Below are 16,925 nucleotides of genomic sequence, written 5' to 3' on the forward strand. Positions count from 1 at the left end.
CGGTTGAAACCGTTGGCTATGTTTATATAGCATTCCGTATATAACTGCTTTTCAAATATTGCCCGAGGTTTCAACCTCGGGAGACATCGCTGATCATTCTGTGTCACTGTCACTGAAAACCGCGACTGAAAACTTATATTTTCTCCGCCATTTCCAGCGCTGTATTCAATGCTCTTAATTTATTATACACTTCTTGCATTTCGCTTTCTTCGTCAGAACTGGCTACGATTCCAGCGCCAGCTTGACAATGCAATTGGTGATTTTTGCTAAGGAAAGTTCGAATCATAATCGCGTGATTAAAGTTTCCATTAAAATCCATGAAACCAATTGCGCCTCCGTAGAAATTACGATTTGTTTTTTCGTAATCTTCAATCAATTGCATCGCTCTGTGTTTTGGTGCGCCGCTTAAAGTTCCGGCCGGGAAAGTATCGGCAACAACCTGCATAGTCGTAGCTTTTTCGTGTAAATGTCCGGTTACTTTTGAAACTAAGTGAATTACGTGCGAGAAAAACTGAACTTCCCTGTATTTTTCAACATTTACATTGTGACCGTTTCGGCTTAAATCGTTTCTTGCCAAATCGACAAGCATTACGTGTTCGCTGTTTTCTTTTTTATCTTCTGAAAGTTCTTTGGCTAAAAGAGCGTCACGTTCGTCATTTCCGGTTCTTTTGAAAGTTCCTGCGATGGGGTGAATTTCGGCTTTTCTGTTTTTTACGATAATTTGTGCTTCGGGCGAAGACCCAAATATTTTGAAATCTCCATAATCAAAAAAGAATAGGTAAGGAGATGGATTGATGCTTCTTAAGGCTCTGTAAACATTAAATTCGTCACCTTTAAAACCTTGTGTAAAACGACGAGATAAAACCAATTGAAAAACATCTCCACGGAAACAGTGTTTTTTAGCTAAAGCCACATTGTGTTTAAATTCTTCATCGGTTAAATTAGAGAAACCTTCGCCTTCTTTTGAAAATTTGTATGAAGCAATATTTCTGGATTGCAATAATTGTTCGATTTCAGAAATGTTGTTTGTTCCATCAACGCTGTGGCAGAAAATATAAGCTTCATTTTTAAAGTGATTGATAGCGATGATGTTTTGATAAACCGCATAAAAAACATCCGGAATTGAAGTTGCATTGTCTTTTTTAGCAATTGAAACTTTCTCGAAATAACGAACAGCATCGTAAGAAATGTATCCGAATAATCCGTTATTGATAAATTTAAAATCGTTTTTCTCCGACTGAAATTTGCTTGAGAATTCCTGAATTACTTCCGGAATATTTGTTGAAGCATCAATTTTAATTTGTTCCAAAGTTCCGTCAGGAAAAGTTTTTGAAATCGTTTCGTTTTCGATTTTAATTGTTGCAATCGGGTTGCAGCAAACGTAAGAGAAACTGTTGTCATTTCCGTGATAATCACTACTTTCTAATAATAAACTATTTGGAAATTTATCTCTTATTTTAAAATATATACTAACCGGCGTAATGGTGTCTGCCAGAATTTGTTTGTAATGTGTGTTGAGTATAAAAGGTTTCAAAGTATGTTGTTTTTTAGTTTTTAATATTTTTCTGCTAAAGTTTTGACCCAAAAAAAGGGCTTGTCGTGATGACAAGCCCTTTTTGTTTATAGTTTTGAAAATACCATAGGAAGCTTAGTTCACGACGTTTGACGTAAATTGTTCCACCACCAAGTATTGTTCATTATTGTTCTCATATCTTATTTTGATGTGACAAAGATATAAATGTAATTTGAATTAGAATACATAAAATCTCAAAAAAAACTTTTCTAATTTTTGAAATTTGTTAAATTTTAAAATCTAAAACCTGCTTAAGGCCTTAGTTTCCAATCGCAATCGTATTGTTTACATTTGCTCTAAAATCTGGATTTCCTTTGATATTTGGCATTGTAAACAACTCACTATTCTTCCATTTTGAGTATTCTATTCCAGAATTTGGGTTGTAATAGTTTTGAATTGCAGCATCAGAACTAGATGATTCACTTGTAATTCCGCCATTGCAATTATTCACAATTATATTTTTGAAACTCATTTTTGCTAAGTTATCATTTCCATTTCCAATATTACTTTCTAATAAAACAAAAGGAGAAAAACCAGAAACAATACTATTGGTTAAACTAAAAAAAGTATTTTCTCTAATATGAACAGATTCTCTAACCAGACCTTGATTGTTTTCTTCAAGATTAACTAAAGTGATATTAGTTGCAGTGATTTTTGTCATTTTTTTACTCATATCAGTATTTTGAATCTTGTCGTATGAATCGACTTCAAAACATCTTGAACCTGAGATATCTGATGAAAAAGGATGACGAATAGCGATACTATTGCTGATGTTAATTTGTGCACCTTGCGTAAAATCGAAATCATCATCAGTTGTTCTGTATGAAACTAAGTTATTCATATTTAAATCACCGCCATAACATTCAAACGAATCGTCGTTTGAAAAACTGATCTGGATATTGCTTAAAATTGTTTTTCTTCCAACTCCAGCTAGTGAAAGTCCATTAAGTTCTTTTTCAGAGCTCAATTTTCTACCAGCAAATTCTATTCTGACATATTTTAAAATTCCTGAATTGTCTTCTGCATCCTGACCACCATAATGATTTAATATTGGATCTAAAGTAAAAGGAAGTGTATGAAGTCCTCCAAGAAAATTAATTGGAGCTTTTCCTAAAATGATTATTCCACCCCAGTCACCCGGACGTCTGTCTGCGATTTCTTTATTTGAAGTAAAAATGATCGGATCTGTTTCTAAACCTTCGGCCACAATTTTTGCACCATTTGTAATAACAAGGGTTCCGCAGGTTTTGTCATCACCTCGTATTATAGTTCCAGGTTCGATAGTTAAAGTTGCATTGTTTGTTACATAAACAATACCTACTAATTGATATGTATTTCGTTTTACTAATCTGGTATCTTTATCAATTGTTCCGGCAATTATGTTGGTCGCTTCGCTATATTCTAATTTAGATGGATTAAAATTGGTCCAATTATTCATCCAGTTGTTAGTACCGGTTATTCCTTTTGTTTGTTGTTGAGCTTGAAGTAAAAAAGTGCTTAGAAGTGTAATTATTATAACACGTATTTTTGTTTTCATAACTATAATTTTAATTTCTAGTTTTGGATTTTTAATTTGCTCAAAATTAGACCCCGAATGTTAATCAATACGGGGATAGTTATTATGAAAGCGTTATTTTATCGTTAAGAATGTTATGATTTTGAAAAGAAATAAGATATTTAACCAGAGAAAACGCTACTTCAAAATTGTTTCCAATTAAATTTTCATTTAAAGATAATTTGTAACTTTGATAAAAATAAAAGAAATGGATTTAGATACTCGAAAAGTGATTTTTATTAGAGACTTTCTTAAACTTGAAAGTGAGAAAGCTATTTCTCAATTTGAGAAACTTTTAAAAAAAGAAACGAAAATGGATTCTGAGTTAAAACCAATGTCTATAACTGATTTTCAAAAAAGAATTGATGATTCTATGAGTGACTCTAAAAATGGGCGTTTAACAGAATCGGATAAGTTAATTTCTGAAATTGAGAAATGGAGTTAAAGATTTATTGGACTGATTTTGCTAAAAAAGAACTTAAAGATATTTTTGATTATTATAAAAAAGAAGCCAATTTAAGCGTTGCAAGAAAACTTGTTATAGGAATTACGAAAGAAACAATTAAGCTGCAAGGACAATCTGAAATTGGACAAAAAGAAGAACTTTTAGAAAATTATTCTAAAGAAATTCGTTATTTGATCTTTAAAAATTACAAAATTATTTATTGGATTAATTCTGAAAGAAATTCAATTGAAATTTTGGATGTATTTGATACGAGACAAAATCCAATAAATATTAAAAGAAATAAATAAAAAAAGAAAAACCCCAATAGAATCAACTATTGGGGTTTTTCTTATATATAAATTAGGTAAGCCTAAAATTAGAATTTTAAAGCTACTGTTAATTCGAAATCATCGCTGATAGTTTTGTCTCCTAAACCTTCGAAGAAACTTCCTGAACCGTATTTAATATCATATTTAGTTCTGTCAACTTTAAATGCAGTTGTAGCAGTGTTTCCACTTACAGTAATATCAAAAGTTACTGGTTTAGTGATTCCTTTAATAGTTAAATCAGCAGTTACTGTGTAAACGTCAGCAGATTTAGCACCAATAGTTTTGAAAACTAATTTTGAAGTTGGGAATTTTTCAGTTCCAAAGAAATCGTCAGCTTTTAAGTGACCGTTTAATTTACCTTGGTATTCTCCAGTTAAATCTGTAGAAGTTAATGAAGTCATATCAACTGTAAAGCTTCCTCCAACTAATTTTTTTCCTTTGAAAACTACAGCACCTTCTTTAAAGTTTACTGTTCCAGAGTGCTCTCCAGTTACTTTTTTACCTACCCATTTGATAGTAGATGCTTTTACGTCGATTTTTTTAGTTTGTGCGTTTACTGAGATACCAGCTGCTGCTACGAATAATGCAATTGCAATTGTCTTTAAATTTTTCATGTTGTAAAATTGAATTTGATTAATAATAATTATATAGTGATAAATAATTCCTCGTGAGATTTTCTAACTTTTTTGTAATGCTGAGTATCGTCCTCATCATGTCTGTAACCTACAGCAGCAATTACTGTAGCACTTAGGCCAAGTTTGTCAAAACCTAAGATTTTATTAAACTCTGCTGCATTGAAACCTTCCATAGGCGTAGCATCGATTTTTAATTCAGAAGCTGCAGCTAATAATGTTCCTAAGGCAATATAGGTTTGTTTTGCTGTCCATACATTTTTAGCATCATCAGATAAGTTTGCAACAGTACCTTTCATCATATCGCTAAATCCAGCCAAAGCACCAACAGGAATGCCTCTTGTTTCGCTGATATTATTGATATAACTGTCTACAGAATGTACTCCAAGATTTACATCATTTGCAAAAACAAATATTTGCGAAGCATCTGTAAGCGGGGTTTGTCCGTAAGCTGCAGCTTTTAATTGTTCTCTAATTTCCGGATTTTCTACAATAACAACTCTGTATGGTTGTAATCCGTATGAAGAAGCACTCAATCTAACAGCTTCTTTTAAAGTATTTAAATCTGCTGAAGATACTTTTTTAGATGCATCATATTTTTTAGTTGCATATCTCCAGTTTAAATTATCTAATAATGTACTCATAATTTTAATTTTGTTGGGTTCGGTATTTTTCTAATAATGTGTTTAATAATTCTAATTCTTCTTGGCTTATATTCTGGGCAAACAAACGCTCGTGCTCATCTACCTTTGGGTCTAATTCTTTTAAAACATCTAATCCTTTCTGCGTAATCAAAACTTCTATTTTTCGTCGGTTACCTGGACAGACATTTCTGGTTACAAAATCTTTCAGTAATAATTTATCAACTAATCGGGTTGTGTTACTCGTTTTAGCTAACATACGCTCTTGTATCACACACATATTAGCAGGATTTCCTTTTTGTCCTCTTAATATGCGCAGTACATTGTATTGCTCTCCGGATAAATCATACGGTTTTATCAACTCGTTAAAATGATCCTGAATCACATTTTGTGTGTACATGATATTTAGAATAACTTTTTTCGCATTATCCATCTTAACTGTACTTTTAATAACTTCTTCAATTGTCATAGTCGTAAGTGTATAATTTGTATATACAAATGTATGAGTTTTAATATTTGTATATACAAATGTTGTGTTAATTTTTTGTTAATTCAAAATGAATCAATTTTGAATGGAAAAAACTGGAATAAAAATAGCTTATTTTTTGATTTTAAGATGTTGATTTTTAAATATTTAACTAAAAATTAAACTTGCTGTTGCCAACTTTGTCTAAGCTCTAAACCCGGATAAAGAATTATTGAAATTCAGACAAAAGAAAACCCTTTGTAGTTTTTTTGAAATTTAAAACTTCCTTATTTATCCACATTTCGTCATGTCCAAGCTCTTTAGCAAGTAATTTTGCTACTTTTTCTGAAGATTGAATTGCAGCCCTTGCATCTAAAAACAATAAGCGAACACGTCTGGCTAATATATCATCTACAGTTCTTGCCATTTCATATCGAATCGCCCAAAGCACTTCTGTCATAGTAAATTCGTGATCAGGATGAACTTTTTCTTTTAATTCAGGATTGTTTTGTTGTAACTCGATTATTTTAGGAATATCAGAACCATATATATACAAATGATTTTCTCTGTCTAAAGTCGTCGTAGTTTTATTTCCATGAATGGGAAGATGTTCTGTAACACATGGTTTTTTAGGCAGTTTACCAATAGTAATTGCTTTGTTTATAATATCCTCAGCGATTTTTCTGTACGTTGTCCATTTTCCTCCTGTAATCGTTATTAAGCCGGTTTTTGACACAATAATTTTATGGCTTCTGGAAACTTCCTTGGTTTTTTTACCTTCTTCTTCGGGTGCGGCCAAAGGTCGTAAGCCTGCAAAAACAGATAAAACATCTGCTCTGGTTGGTTTTTTTGCTAAAAAGTGCTGGGCCGTTTCTAGTACAAATTTGATTTCACTTTCTAAAGCAACGGGTTCTAAACTTTGTTTTTTAATTAAAGTATCTGTTGTACCTACTACAATTCGGTTATGCCAAGGTACTGCAAATAAAACTCGTCCGTCACTTGTTTTCGGAATCATTAAAGCATGATCGCCTGGTAAAAAAGATTTATCAAACACAAGATGAATCCCCTGGCTCGGAACAATATATTTTTTATAAACAGTATCGTTCAGTTTCATTATGGCATTTGTAAAAACTCCTGTAGCATTTATAATTGCAGCGCCTTTTAAGCTGTATTTATCTCCTGTTTCCTGATCTTCTGCTTCAACACCAATAATTTGGTTTTTATCGTCTTTTATTAAATTTACAACTTTTGTATAGTTTAAAAGGCAAGCTCCTTTTTCTACAGCAGTTTGAGCGATATTAATGGCTAAACGCGAATCATCAAATTGTCCGTCATGATAAATAACGCCATTTAGTAAATCAGCTTCTTCTACGTTAGGAAGCATTTCGATTGTTTTTTTCTTAGAAATATATTTTGAACGGCCTAAACTTAAACGTCCGGCTAATAAATCATAAACTGTTAATCCAATAGTATAAATGAAAGTGCTCCACCAATTGTAGTTTGGGATCACAAAAGATTGGTTTTTGACTAAGTGACCCGCATTTTTAGCTATTAAACCTCTTTCTTTCAATGCTTCTATGACCAAGTGAATATTTCCTTGTTCCAGATAACGCACACCGCCGTGAATCAGTTTAGTGCTTCTGCTCGAAGTTCCTTTTGCAAAATCAACTGCTTCAAGTAAAATTGTTTTGTACCCTCTGCTTGCGGCATCAAGAGCAGTTCCTAAACCGCTGGCACCGCCTCCAATTACAATTACATCCCATTTTTCAGTGTTCTTTAATATCAATAGCTGTTCTGAACGGTTCATATATTATGTTCTATTTTTGGGGATTTATTGTTTAAAGCAAACTTAACGAAACGAAATTAGATTTAGATGAAGAAGTTTCTTGATTGTTAAAGTTTGTTTCAAGTTTCAGGTTTCAAGTTGATTCACTAGGTTAAAAAAAATAAACCCGACAGGTTTTTAAAACCTGTCGGGTTTGATGTAGATTATATTTTCATTTAAGTTAGTCTAAAGACAATTTTTAATATTCCGTTAGGAATATTTCATCGGTAGAAAAAACAGAATTGTTTTGAATCCGTGTCCTGTAGAGACACTTGTTTCACCAGAATAAAAACACCTAGCTCGTTAATCAAACGTTCCAACGGAACGTATTACCACAACTCAAATTTAATTCTACCAACTAGACATTCCTACGGAATGAAATTGAATTTTCTTTTCTTTTAAGTTTCGTAAACAACTTGAAACCTGAAACCTGAAACAAAAAATTAATGAGGAAGTTTGTCTTTAATCAAACCATAAAACCAAGTTCCTGCAATGGCACTTAATAAAGTAACAATAATTACAGTTGCACCAGTCCCAATTTGAGCGAAAAGCGGGCCCGGACAAGCTCCAGTAATTGCCCATCCAAAACCAAATAGTAATCCGCCATAGATTTGTCCTTTGCTGAAAGTCTTTGGTTGAATTTCGATTTTTTCGCCCTGAAGTGTTTTAATATTGAATTTTTTAATGATGAAAACTGATATAACGCCTACAGCAACTGCGCTCCCAATTACGCCATACATAAAGAATGACTGCAGGTGAAACATTTCCTGAATACGAAACCAGCTGATGATTTCGGCTTTTACAAATACAATCCCGAAAAAGATTCCGACGATTAAATATTTAAGGTTAGCAAATACTGTTTCTTTCTGATGACTGGCATTGATTCCTTCGCCGTCTGTATTTTTATTTTCTAAATTGCTCATTTTTGAAATTTTAAAGTGAAAGAATATAAGGTAAAATCAAAAGTGACATTACAAAACCGCCAATCATAAAACAGATTGTTGCAACAAGAGATGGCCATTGCAGATTTGATAATCCCATTATGGCGTGTCCGCTTGTACATCCGCCCGCATAACGTGTTCCGAAGCCGACTAAAAATCCGCCCACAACAATCATGATGAATCCGCGAAGCGTTAATAAACTCTCCCAGGAAAATAACTGCACCGGAACTAAACCTGAATGATCTGTGATTCCGTAAGATGATAATTGCTGCGAAAGTTCTGGAGTAATTTGAACGTCATTTGGATTTGAAAGAAAGTAAGCCGCAATAACACCGCCAAGAAATATTCCCAAAACAAAGAATAAATTCCAGCTTTCTTTTTTCCAGTCGTATTTAAAAAATGAAATATTCGCCGGAATACAAGCTGCACAAATATGACGAAGCGAGGAACTAATCCCGAAAGATTTATTTCCGATAATCAATAAAATAGGAACAGTCAATCCGATTAAAGGACCAGCAACGTACCAAGGCCAAGGCTTTTGAATAATTTCCAGTATATTCATTTGTTAGTTTTTTTGCCACAGATTTCACAGATTCAAAAGGATTTCTTTTTTATCTGTAGAGTCTGTCTGCTAATTTATATTTAATTTTAATCTGTGTTAATCATTTTAATCTGTGGCAAAATCTATTTTAGAACTTTGCTTTGGCAAACGAAATCAGATTTTGGAATTTCAGTTTTTGCGATGGCTCCAAAACCGCCATCAATTTCGCTAAAATTTCTGAAACCGCGTGCCTGTAAAATCGAAGCTGCGATCATACTGCGATAACCGCCAGCACAATGTAGATAAAAATGCTCATTTGGATTAATGTCTTTTACCCAATCATTAATATAAGCAAGAGGTTTGCTGTAAGCATCTTCAATATGTTCTGCCTCGTATTCCGTTTCTTTACGAACGTCAATAACTTTATCTTCTTTAATATTAAATTTAGCAGCAAATTCTTCTGCCGAAATTCGGTTAACGATGTCAATTTCAAAACCGGCTTTTTCCCAAGCTTCAAAACCACCTTCTAAATGTCCGATGATAGAATCAAAACCAACACGACTTAAACGTGTAACTGTTTCCTCTTCAAGACCCAATTCGGTTACTAATATAATAGGTTGTTTGACATCGCCCACTAAAGTTCCAACCCATGGAGCAAAATCACCGTTGATTCCAATATTAATAGACTGCGGAATAAATCCTTTGGCAAAATCACCGCTTTTTCTTGTATCTAAAATCAAAGCTCCGGTTTCTTCGGCGACAGCCTCAAATTCTTCGGCTTTTATAGCTTTCATTCCGTTATGTAAAACCGTTTCAAAACTTTCGTAACCTTGTTTGTTCATGGCAACGTTCATACTGAAATAGGCTGGAGGAGGTAATAACCCGTCCGTTACTTCTTCAATAAATTCAGCTTCCGTCATATCCGAACGCAAAGCATAATTCGTAACTTTTTGATTTCCAATTGTTGAAACCGTTTCTTTACTCATGTTTTTTCCGCAGGCGCTTCCGGCACCGTGCGCAGGATAAACGATGACATCATCACCCAGCGTCATAATTTTATCTCTTAAAGAATGAAATAAAATTCCGGCTAATTGGTCTTGCGTCATTCCTGCCGCTTTTTGGGCCAAATCCGGACGGCCAACATCGCCTATAAATAAAGTATCACCAGAAAAAATTGCATTATCTTTTCCGTCTTGGTCAATCAATAAATAAGTAGTGCTTTCCATTGTATGACCCGGAGTATGCAAAGCTTTTATCGTTACATTTCCAAGTTTAAATTCCTGTCCGTCTTTTGCAGAAATGCAGTCAAACTCACAGGCAGCATTTGGTCCGTAAACAATTGGAGCTTCTGTTTCCTTGCTTAAATCGATATGTCCGGAAACAAAATCAGCGTGAAAATGCGTTTCAAAAATGTATTTTAGTTTAACATTGTCGCGTTCTAAACGATCTAAATAAGGCTGGATTTCTCTTAACGGATCAATAATTGCGGCTTCTCCGTTAGAAGTTATATAGTATGCACCTTGTGCGAGGCATCCGGTGTAAATTTGTTCTATTTTCATGATATAAATTGAAAAATATTGGGAATACAAAGATAACTGTGTTTTCTTTTAAAATAGGTGACTAATGTTACAGAAGTTTGATTTTTGTGTAAAAACAAGGAATTTAACCATATAAGAGATATTAGTAAAATTAAGACGCCGTGTAATTTGCGTTTTGCTAAAATGAACTTATATAACTTATATGGGACAAAAAAAATCTATGTAATTTTACAACTGACGAAAATTATTGATATGAATACAGCAGACTTATTAGATCAAATTGCCTTTATAAAAGAAATTGATAAAGTAAAATATATTCAGCGCAAAACGAAGCTGTTTAACAGCGACCGATGTGAAAATGATGCCGAACACAGCTGGCATTTAGCTTTAATGGCTATTGTTTTGGCTAAACACTCCAATGAACCAATCGACGTTTTAAAAGTGGTAAAAATGGTTTTGATTCATGATATTGTAGAAATCGACGCAGGAGATGTTTTTATTTATGATACGGTGAAAAGTCATGATAATACAGATGAAGAAAGATTGGCAGCCAATAGAATTTTTGGCCTGCTTCCGAAAAATCAGGCAGAAGATCTAATTGCTATTTGGGAAGAATTTGAAGCCGGAGAAACCAACGAAGCTAAATTTGCAAGATCTATGGACAGGTTAGAACCTTTATTACAAAATACTTCTAACAATGGCGGAACCTGGAAAGAGTTTGGTGTAAATTATAACAAGGTTTACGAGAAAAAGAGCATTATAAAAGAAGGTTCAACATCTTTATGGAATTACGCAGAAGGTTTGATAAATGAAAGCGTAGAAAAAGGAATTTTGAAGAAATAGATTAAACATAGCCCACGGTTTGAACCGCGGGAAACGTATCAGGATCAAGCATGAGTTCCCGCGGTTCAAACCGCGGGCTATGTTTAAATGCGCATAGCTATGTGTGGAAACTAGTTTCTTTTTTAATCTTTATAAAAATAGAAAAAGTTCTATGTTTCTATGTGTTTAAAACTTCATACCCAAACTTTGACAAAATTGCTGTAAGTATAAGTGCAATTTGCACATTTAAATTGTTGAAAAGTTTAACAAATATCAGGCGATAAACTTCTTTTAAAAGGCATTAATTCGGGTTGTAATGGTTAAATTTGTGGAACTTCATAAACAAATTACCACTTATGGAAGAAATGCTCTTTTATGATCGAATGCAATTCGCGTTCACCATTACTTTTCATTATCTTTTTCCGCAACTTACAATGGGTCTTTCGCTCATTATTGTTTACTTCAAATGGAAATACCTAAAAACTAAAGACGAACAATACAATCATGCCACCCATTTCTGGATGAAAATCTTCGCTCTCAATTTTGCAATGGGCGTTGTAACCGGAATTCCGATGGAATTTCAATTTGGGACGAACTGGGCAAAATTCTCCGAGTTAACAGGCGGAATCATTGGACAGACTCTCGCAATGGAAGGAATGTTTTCCTTCTTTCTCGAATCCTCTTTTTTAGGAATATTTTTATTTGGAGAAAAACTCCTCGGGCATAAATGGCATTTTGTAACCGGATTATTAATTTGCATTGGTTCCTGGGCCAGCGGATTTTTAATTATTGCCACACATTCGTGGATGCAGAATCCGGTGGGTTATGAAATCCTTGAAAACGGAAAATTTGTACTCAATAATTTTCAGGCTTTATTTTTAAATCCGTGGCTTTGGCCTTCTTATTTACACAATCAGGCCGCTTCTTTGGTGACAAGTTCATTTGTTGTGGCCGGAATTGGTGCTTTCTATATTTTGAGTCAGAAGAATGTTTCTTTTGGAAAATTGTTCCTGAAAACAGGAGTTATCTTCGGATTGATTTCAAGTTTAATAGTGGCTGTTCCAACAGGAGATTTATTAGCGAAAAATGTCGTAAAATACCAACCCGTAACTTTCGCCGGAATGGAAGGAATTTTTCATACCGAAGAGAAAGGTTCTGAAATTGTTTTAATTGGTCAGCCCGATGTAAAAGATAAAAAACTCGATAATAAAATTGCTGTTCCTAACATTTTGAGTTTCCTGACTTATGGAAATTGGGATCAGGAAATTAAAGGTTTAGATCAGTTTGAAGAAGATTTACACCCAACCAATATTTCAGGATTGTATTATGCGTACCATATTATGGTAGGACTCGGAACGGTTTTTATTGGTTTAATGGCTCTTTCTCTTTTTCAATTAATCAGAGGGAAATTGTTTGAAACCAAATGGATTTTATGGTCGCTTATGTTCATGATGCCGTTTCCGTATATCGCGAATACAACAGGCTGGTACACGGCCGAATTAGGAAGACAGCCGTGGCTGGTTTACAATTTACTACGAACGGCTGCCGGAGCTTCACCAACTGTTTCTTCCGGAAATACCTTGTTTACATTGCTTGGGTTTATTGGTTTATACCTTTTACTGGGAATGTTGTTTTTACTTTTGATTGGAAAAATTATCAATAAAGGGCCTCATCATGTGGAACTTTCAACAGAAAAAATATAAGTATGGAATTTTTTTGGTACATAGTTTTAATGGGAATCCTGGCTGTTTATCTGGTTTTAGACGGTTATGATTTTGGGGCAGGAATTATTCATTTATTTTTTGCCGATACAGAAAAAGATAAAAAAGCAATTACAAGTGCTATTGGCCCGTTTTGGGACGCTAATGAAGTTTGGCTGATTGCGGCAGGAGGTGTTTTGTTTTTTGCTTTTCCAACTTTATATGCTTCTTCTTTCAGTGGATTTTATCTGCCTTTGATTATGATTTTATGGCTTTTGATTTTCCGCGCCATCGGATTGGAAATGCGCGGACAGATTCATAACGCAATGTGGGAAACCATTTGGGATAAAGCTTTCGGGATTGCGAGTTTACTCTTAGCACTGTTTTTTGGAATCGCTTTAGGAAATATTGTTCGTGGCGTAAATCTCGGAATGGTTCAAAATGGTGTTTCAACACAGGAAGCGCATTATTTCTTTCTGCCTTTGTGGAATCCAACTTTTAGTCCGCAGGCAAATGAATTGGGAATTATAGACTGGTTTACACTTTTCCTTGGAATTGTAAGCACTGTCGCTTTAACAATTCACGGTGCCAACTGGATTATTTATAAAACGAATTCATCTCTAAATCCGAAGCTTAAAAAGGTTGTTTTTGCATTGAATATTGTATTACTGGTTTTAGTTTGTATTTCATTACAGGTTTGGCATTTTATCGAACCTAAACCGTTTCATAATTTCGTTGAAAATCCTATTCTTTGGTTTTTCCCGCTTTTGACTTTCGTTGGAATTCTGGGATTATTCAAAGTTCGTTCGTTTCAAAAAGACGGTTACGGATTTATGTTTTCTACTTTCTTTTTAGTGGGAGGATTTGCTTCGACAGCCGTTTCAATTTTTCCGAATGTTCTGCCTTCGACCAATAAAGTAAATCCGTCGTTAACAATTTATAATACTGCCGCCGGAGAATACGGATTAAACGCCGGAATGAGCTGGTTTTTTGTGGCTTTGTTTCTTGTGATTATTTATTTTATTATTCAGTATAGAGTTTTTAGCGGTAAAATGGATGATATTGGGTATGGGGAACATTGATTGTTTTTTGCCACGAATTACACTAATTTTCACGAATTTTTATTTTGATATAAAATCAATAACCTCCAGTTTTAACTGGAGGTTTTTTATTGGTGTTCAAAAGGCTTTAGCCAAAATCGTAAAGTTTGGCTAAAGCCTTTTATTTGTATAGATTTGTTTACCTCCAGCTAAAGCTGGAGGCAATTGAAAAAAATATATGAAAAAAGAAAGTTTTAAATTTTCAAATAAGCAATTGAAAATAGTTCTAAATGTTGGAGTAGCTATTTTTGCAATTTTCCTTTTTGTTAAATCATTTATAATAGATACAGACAGAAAGAGATATAATACTGGACTAAAAAATATTCAAGAAGAAAACTTTCAGGGATTGGTAATTGATAAAGGATTTGAAAAATATAATCATAATGCAGCTATGATTTATTTAAACGATGAAACTAAGTTTTCAGTTTTTGGTCAATTTTGGTCAAAAATTAAAATTGGAGATTCGGTTGTAAAGAAAAGAGGTGAAACAATTATTACGGTTTATAGAAATAAGGAAAAGTTTATATTAGATAATGAAGAAATACTAAACTAAAATCTAATATTTTGTTATTGCCCTTCCATAATATAGCGGCTAGCCTCCGATAGTTATAGGAATAGGCAACGCACAAAGACTTCACATTAATTTTTCTTAATATAATTTTTACAAATATTGTATTTGGTTGGGATTTTCTTAGTTTTGTTAGAAGAGAAATAATTAAAATTTTAGAAAATGTATAATTGTTTTGATATAGCAAAGTATTTCATAGAATTAGCAAAAGCAGAAGGGCAGGGACTTGACCCGATGAAATTGCTAAAACTTACTTATATTTCAGATGGATGGCATTTAGGAATTACCGGAAAGCCGCTTTTTGAAAATGAAATTCAGGCCTGGAAATATGGCGCGGTTATTCCAGATTTGTATTATGCCATACGAATGTTCGGGAAAGATCCAGTTGATCCGTTTTTGTTGATTATATCTGCGAAAACGCCATTAAATGAAGAAGATAAAGAGTTCTTGAAAAAAATCTGGAATAATTACAAAGGTTTATCCGGATTGCAGCTTTCGGCACTAACGCATGAAGAGGGGAGTCCGTGGTCGCAAACCTGGGACGGATCGCATGATGTTGTAATTGGAAACGATTTAATTAAAGAATATTATCAGGAAAAACTAAATAGTTAATGGAAAGAACTTTAGCAGAAAAATTACCAGAAAGTGCTTTAGGAAACGATATTATTAATGTTCCGAAAGATGTAACGAAAGAGGCCGAAAAAGAAGATTATTTAATGAGACCTTACGATCCTAAAAGCCATTCTGAATATATAGAACTTAAAAGATTTGAAATCGAACAGGCAAACGAAAGTTTAGAGCGAAAGCTAAGACAGGAAAACGCCAAAAAAGCTTTTATTTTTTCATCAAGATGGGCGATTTTTATTGCACTTGTTATTTTACTACACGGAGCAGGCGCATCGTATAAATTCTTTATTTTATCGCAAACCGAGTTTTTATTTGTTGTTGGAACTTTAACGACTTCAATTTTTACTTTTTATACTTTGGTCTTGAGATATTTATTTTATAGAAAACCAATTGCTAGAACTGCTGAAAAGAAAATAATCTAAATAGTTTCATCTTTGTCAAAGTTTAAAACTTTGACAAAGATTATCTACAAGTGAAACTAAATTCAAAAATATTTAAAGAAAAAGATTTGAATTATCTGCCAAATCTGCGAGAGAAAATAATATCTAAAACAAAACCTCTTTAGCAATTATATAAAATCCCATAACGAGAACAAACCAGCCAAAAAGCGGTTTTAATTTAGTTCCGTCGATTTTTTTAGAAAGCTGACTTCCAATTAACATTCCCAGAAGCGCCATTCCCGAAACTCCTAATAAAAAAGAATAATCGATTGGAGTTCCTATATATAAATCTCCTCCAAAACCTATTGAAGAATTGATTGTAATAATCAATAATGAAGTTCCTACTGCTTGTTTCATTGGTAATTTGGCAAAAAACAAAAGTGCAGGAATTATTAAAAATCCTCCGCCGGCACCAAGAAATCCGGTTACAATTCCCACTAAAAATCCAATGATACTTAATTGAACATAATTGGTTTCGGTGCTTTTTGCTTCTGGAAGGTTTTTTCGAATCATCGAAATCGCCGCCGTTATCATCAAAACCGAAAAAACAATCATAATCAGAAAATCTTTTGAAACGGTATAAGATGCCACCGAAAAAAGTGTCGCAGCAATTTGAGGAAATATAACTTCGCGGATTATCAAAATCGAAATTACAGAAGGAATCGCAAAATAAAGTGCTGATTTCAGTTTAAGATTTCCCATTTTATAATGGCTGTAGCTTCCGAATAAAGCGGTTAAGCCAACAATAAATAAGGAATAAGAAGTGGCCTGATCTGGATTTACCTTAAATAAATACACCAAAATAGGAATTGTCAATATCGATCCGCCGCCGCCAATTAAACCCAGCGAAACCCCGATAATGATTGAAGCAAAATAACCTAAATATTCCATTGCATTTATTTTTATGCAAAGTTGCTTCGTTAATTATGAATCTACAGTAACATTTATCACAGAAGTAAATTTTTGCCCACGGGTTTTACGGATGGAACGGGTTTACACAGATTAAAGATTTTTTTTCACGCAGATTTTGCAGATTTGAGCAGATTTAAATTTAAAAGTAAATAAAATCTGCGATTATCTGCCTAAATCTGCAAAATCTGCGTGAAATGAATATTTAAAAAAAATCTATGTAAATCTTTTAATCTGTGGCAAAAAAAATAAATCAGCGAAAACCCGTTTCAT

General features: G+C 33.6%; 18 protein-coding genes. 8 read left to right on the top strand and 10 right to left on the bottom strand.

Going from position 1 to position 16,925, the window contains the following annotated elements; genetic code table 11:
• Window positions 1–133 precede the first annotated feature (133 nt).
• A complete protein-coding gene (locus BUE10_RS09605; RefSeq protein WP_073485248.1) occupies window positions 134–1,534 on the bottom strand; it encodes an anthranilate synthase component I family protein in 1,401 nt (466 codons plus the stop codon).
• A 298-nt stretch (window positions 1,535–1,832) separates the two neighbouring features.
• Window positions 1,833–3,110, bottom strand: coding sequence for a hypothetical protein (locus tag BUE10_RS09610; protein ID WP_073484582.1), 1,278 nt, complete (start codon window positions 3,108–3,110; stop codon window positions 1,833–1,835).
• A gap of 226 nt (window positions 3,111–3,336) precedes the next feature.
• Between BUE10_RS09610 and BUE10_RS09615 the strand changes: the two genes are divergently transcribed.
• The gene (locus tag BUE10_RS09615; protein ID WP_073484583.1) at window positions 3,337–3,573 is read left to right on the top strand and encodes a hypothetical protein; all 237 of its coding nucleotides are present in this window, start codon (window positions 3,337–3,339) and stop codon (window positions 3,571–3,573) included.
• On the top strand, window positions 3,564–3,881 hold the full coding sequence (locus BUE10_RS09620; RefSeq protein ID WP_073484585.1) for a type II toxin-antitoxin system RelE/ParE family toxin: 318 nt from the start codon (window positions 3,564–3,566) through the stop codon (window positions 3,879–3,881). The genes BUE10_RS09615 and BUE10_RS09620 overlap by 10 nt, the downstream gene beginning before the upstream one ends.
• A gap of 68 nt (window positions 3,882–3,949) precedes the next feature.
• Here the strand turns inward: BUE10_RS09620 and BUE10_RS09625 are convergent, their stop codons facing one another.
• The 7 genes from BUE10_RS09625 to BUE10_RS09655 all read right to left on the bottom strand — a co-directional run bounded on the left by BUE10_RS09625 (window position 3,950) and on the right by BUE10_RS09655 (window position 10,507).
• Window positions 3,950–4,516, bottom strand: coding sequence for a YceI family protein (locus BUE10_RS09625; protein WP_073484587.1), 567 nt, complete (start codon window positions 4,514–4,516; stop codon window positions 3,950–3,952).
• 29 nt (window positions 4,517–4,545) lie between these two features.
• The gene (locus BUE10_RS09630) at window positions 4,546–5,178 is read right to left on the bottom strand and encodes an NAD(P)H-dependent oxidoreductase (protein ID WP_073484589.1); all 633 of its coding nucleotides are present in this window, start codon (window positions 5,176–5,178) and stop codon (window positions 4,546–4,548) included.
• A gap of 4 nt (window positions 5,179–5,182) precedes the next feature.
• Window positions 5,183–5,644 (bottom strand): MarR family winged helix-turn-helix transcriptional regulator, encoded by a 462-nt coding sequence (locus BUE10_RS09635; protein WP_073484591.1) that lies wholly within the window; start codon window positions 5,642–5,644, stop codon window positions 5,183–5,185.
• A gap of 226 nt (window positions 5,645–5,870) precedes the next feature.
• The gene (locus tag BUE10_RS09640) at window positions 5,871–7,448 is read right to left on the bottom strand and encodes a glycerol-3-phosphate dehydrogenase/oxidase (RefSeq protein ID WP_073484593.1); all 1,578 of its coding nucleotides are present in this window, start codon (window positions 7,446–7,448) and stop codon (window positions 5,871–5,873) included.
• Window positions 7,449–7,909: 461 nt separating this feature from the next.
• Window positions 7,910–8,389, bottom strand: coding sequence for a DUF6691 family protein (locus tag BUE10_RS09645; protein WP_073484595.1), 480 nt, complete (start codon window positions 8,387–8,389; stop codon window positions 7,910–7,912).
• Window positions 8,390–8,399: 10 nt separating this feature from the next.
• Window positions 8,400–8,969: a YeeE/YedE family protein gene (locus BUE10_RS09650; RefSeq protein ID WP_369826597.1), complete on the bottom strand. Its 570-nt coding sequence runs from the start codon at window positions 8,967–8,969 to the stop codon at window positions 8,400–8,402.
• Window positions 8,970–9,091: 122 nt separating this feature from the next.
• Window positions 9,092–10,507: an MBL fold metallo-hydrolase gene (locus BUE10_RS09655; protein ID WP_073484597.1), complete on the bottom strand. Its 1,416-nt coding sequence runs from the start codon at window positions 10,505–10,507 to the stop codon at window positions 9,092–9,094.
• A 231-nt stretch (window positions 10,508–10,738) separates the two neighbouring features.
• Between BUE10_RS09655 and BUE10_RS09660 the strand changes: the two genes are divergently transcribed.
• From BUE10_RS09660 to BUE10_RS09685, 6 genes are all read left to right on the top strand, one after another.
• Window positions 10,739–11,329 carry an HD domain-containing protein gene (locus BUE10_RS09660; RefSeq protein WP_073485252.1) on the top strand — a complete coding sequence of 197 codons (591 nt, stop codon included), beginning with the start codon at window positions 10,739–10,741 and terminating at the stop codon, window positions 11,327–11,329.
• Between the two features lie 335 nt (window positions 11,330–11,664).
• A complete protein-coding gene (locus BUE10_RS09665; protein WP_073484599.1) occupies window positions 11,665–13,011 on the top strand; it encodes a cytochrome ubiquinol oxidase subunit I in 1,347 nt (448 codons plus the stop codon).
• 2 nt (window positions 13,012–13,013) lie between these two features.
• Window positions 13,014–14,090, top strand: coding sequence for a cytochrome d ubiquinol oxidase subunit II (gene cydB, locus BUE10_RS09670; protein ID WP_073484601.1), 1,077 nt, complete (start codon window positions 13,014–13,016; stop codon window positions 14,088–14,090).
• A 196-nt stretch (window positions 14,091–14,286) separates the two neighbouring features.
• The gene (locus BUE10_RS09675) at window positions 14,287–14,661 is read left to right on the top strand and encodes a hypothetical protein (RefSeq protein WP_073484603.1); all 375 of its coding nucleotides are present in this window, start codon (window positions 14,287–14,289) and stop codon (window positions 14,659–14,661) included.
• A 177-nt stretch (window positions 14,662–14,838) separates the two neighbouring features.
• The gene (locus BUE10_RS09680; RefSeq protein WP_073484605.1) at window positions 14,839–15,288 is read left to right on the top strand and encodes a Panacea domain-containing protein; all 450 of its coding nucleotides are present in this window, start codon (window positions 14,839–14,841) and stop codon (window positions 15,286–15,288) included.
• Window positions 15,288–15,725 (top strand): hypothetical protein, encoded by a 438-nt coding sequence (locus BUE10_RS09685; RefSeq protein ID WP_073484607.1) that lies wholly within the window; start codon window positions 15,288–15,290, stop codon window positions 15,723–15,725. Before BUE10_RS09680 ends, BUE10_RS09685 begins: the two co-directional genes overlap by 1 nt.
• Before the next feature lie 123 nt (window positions 15,726–15,848).
• On the opposite strand, the gene BUE10_RS09690 is transcribed toward BUE10_RS09685, so the two are convergent.
• Window positions 15,849–16,634, bottom strand: coding sequence for a sulfite exporter TauE/SafE family protein (locus BUE10_RS09690; RefSeq protein ID WP_073484609.1), 786 nt, complete (start codon window positions 16,632–16,634; stop codon window positions 15,849–15,851).
• Window positions 16,635–16,925: the final 291 nt, after the last annotated feature.

It is taken from the genome of Flavobacterium sp. CF108, from assembly GCF_900129795.1.
Taxonomy (GTDB): Bacteria; Bacteroidota; Bacteroidia; order Flavobacteriales; family Flavobacteriaceae; genus Flavobacterium.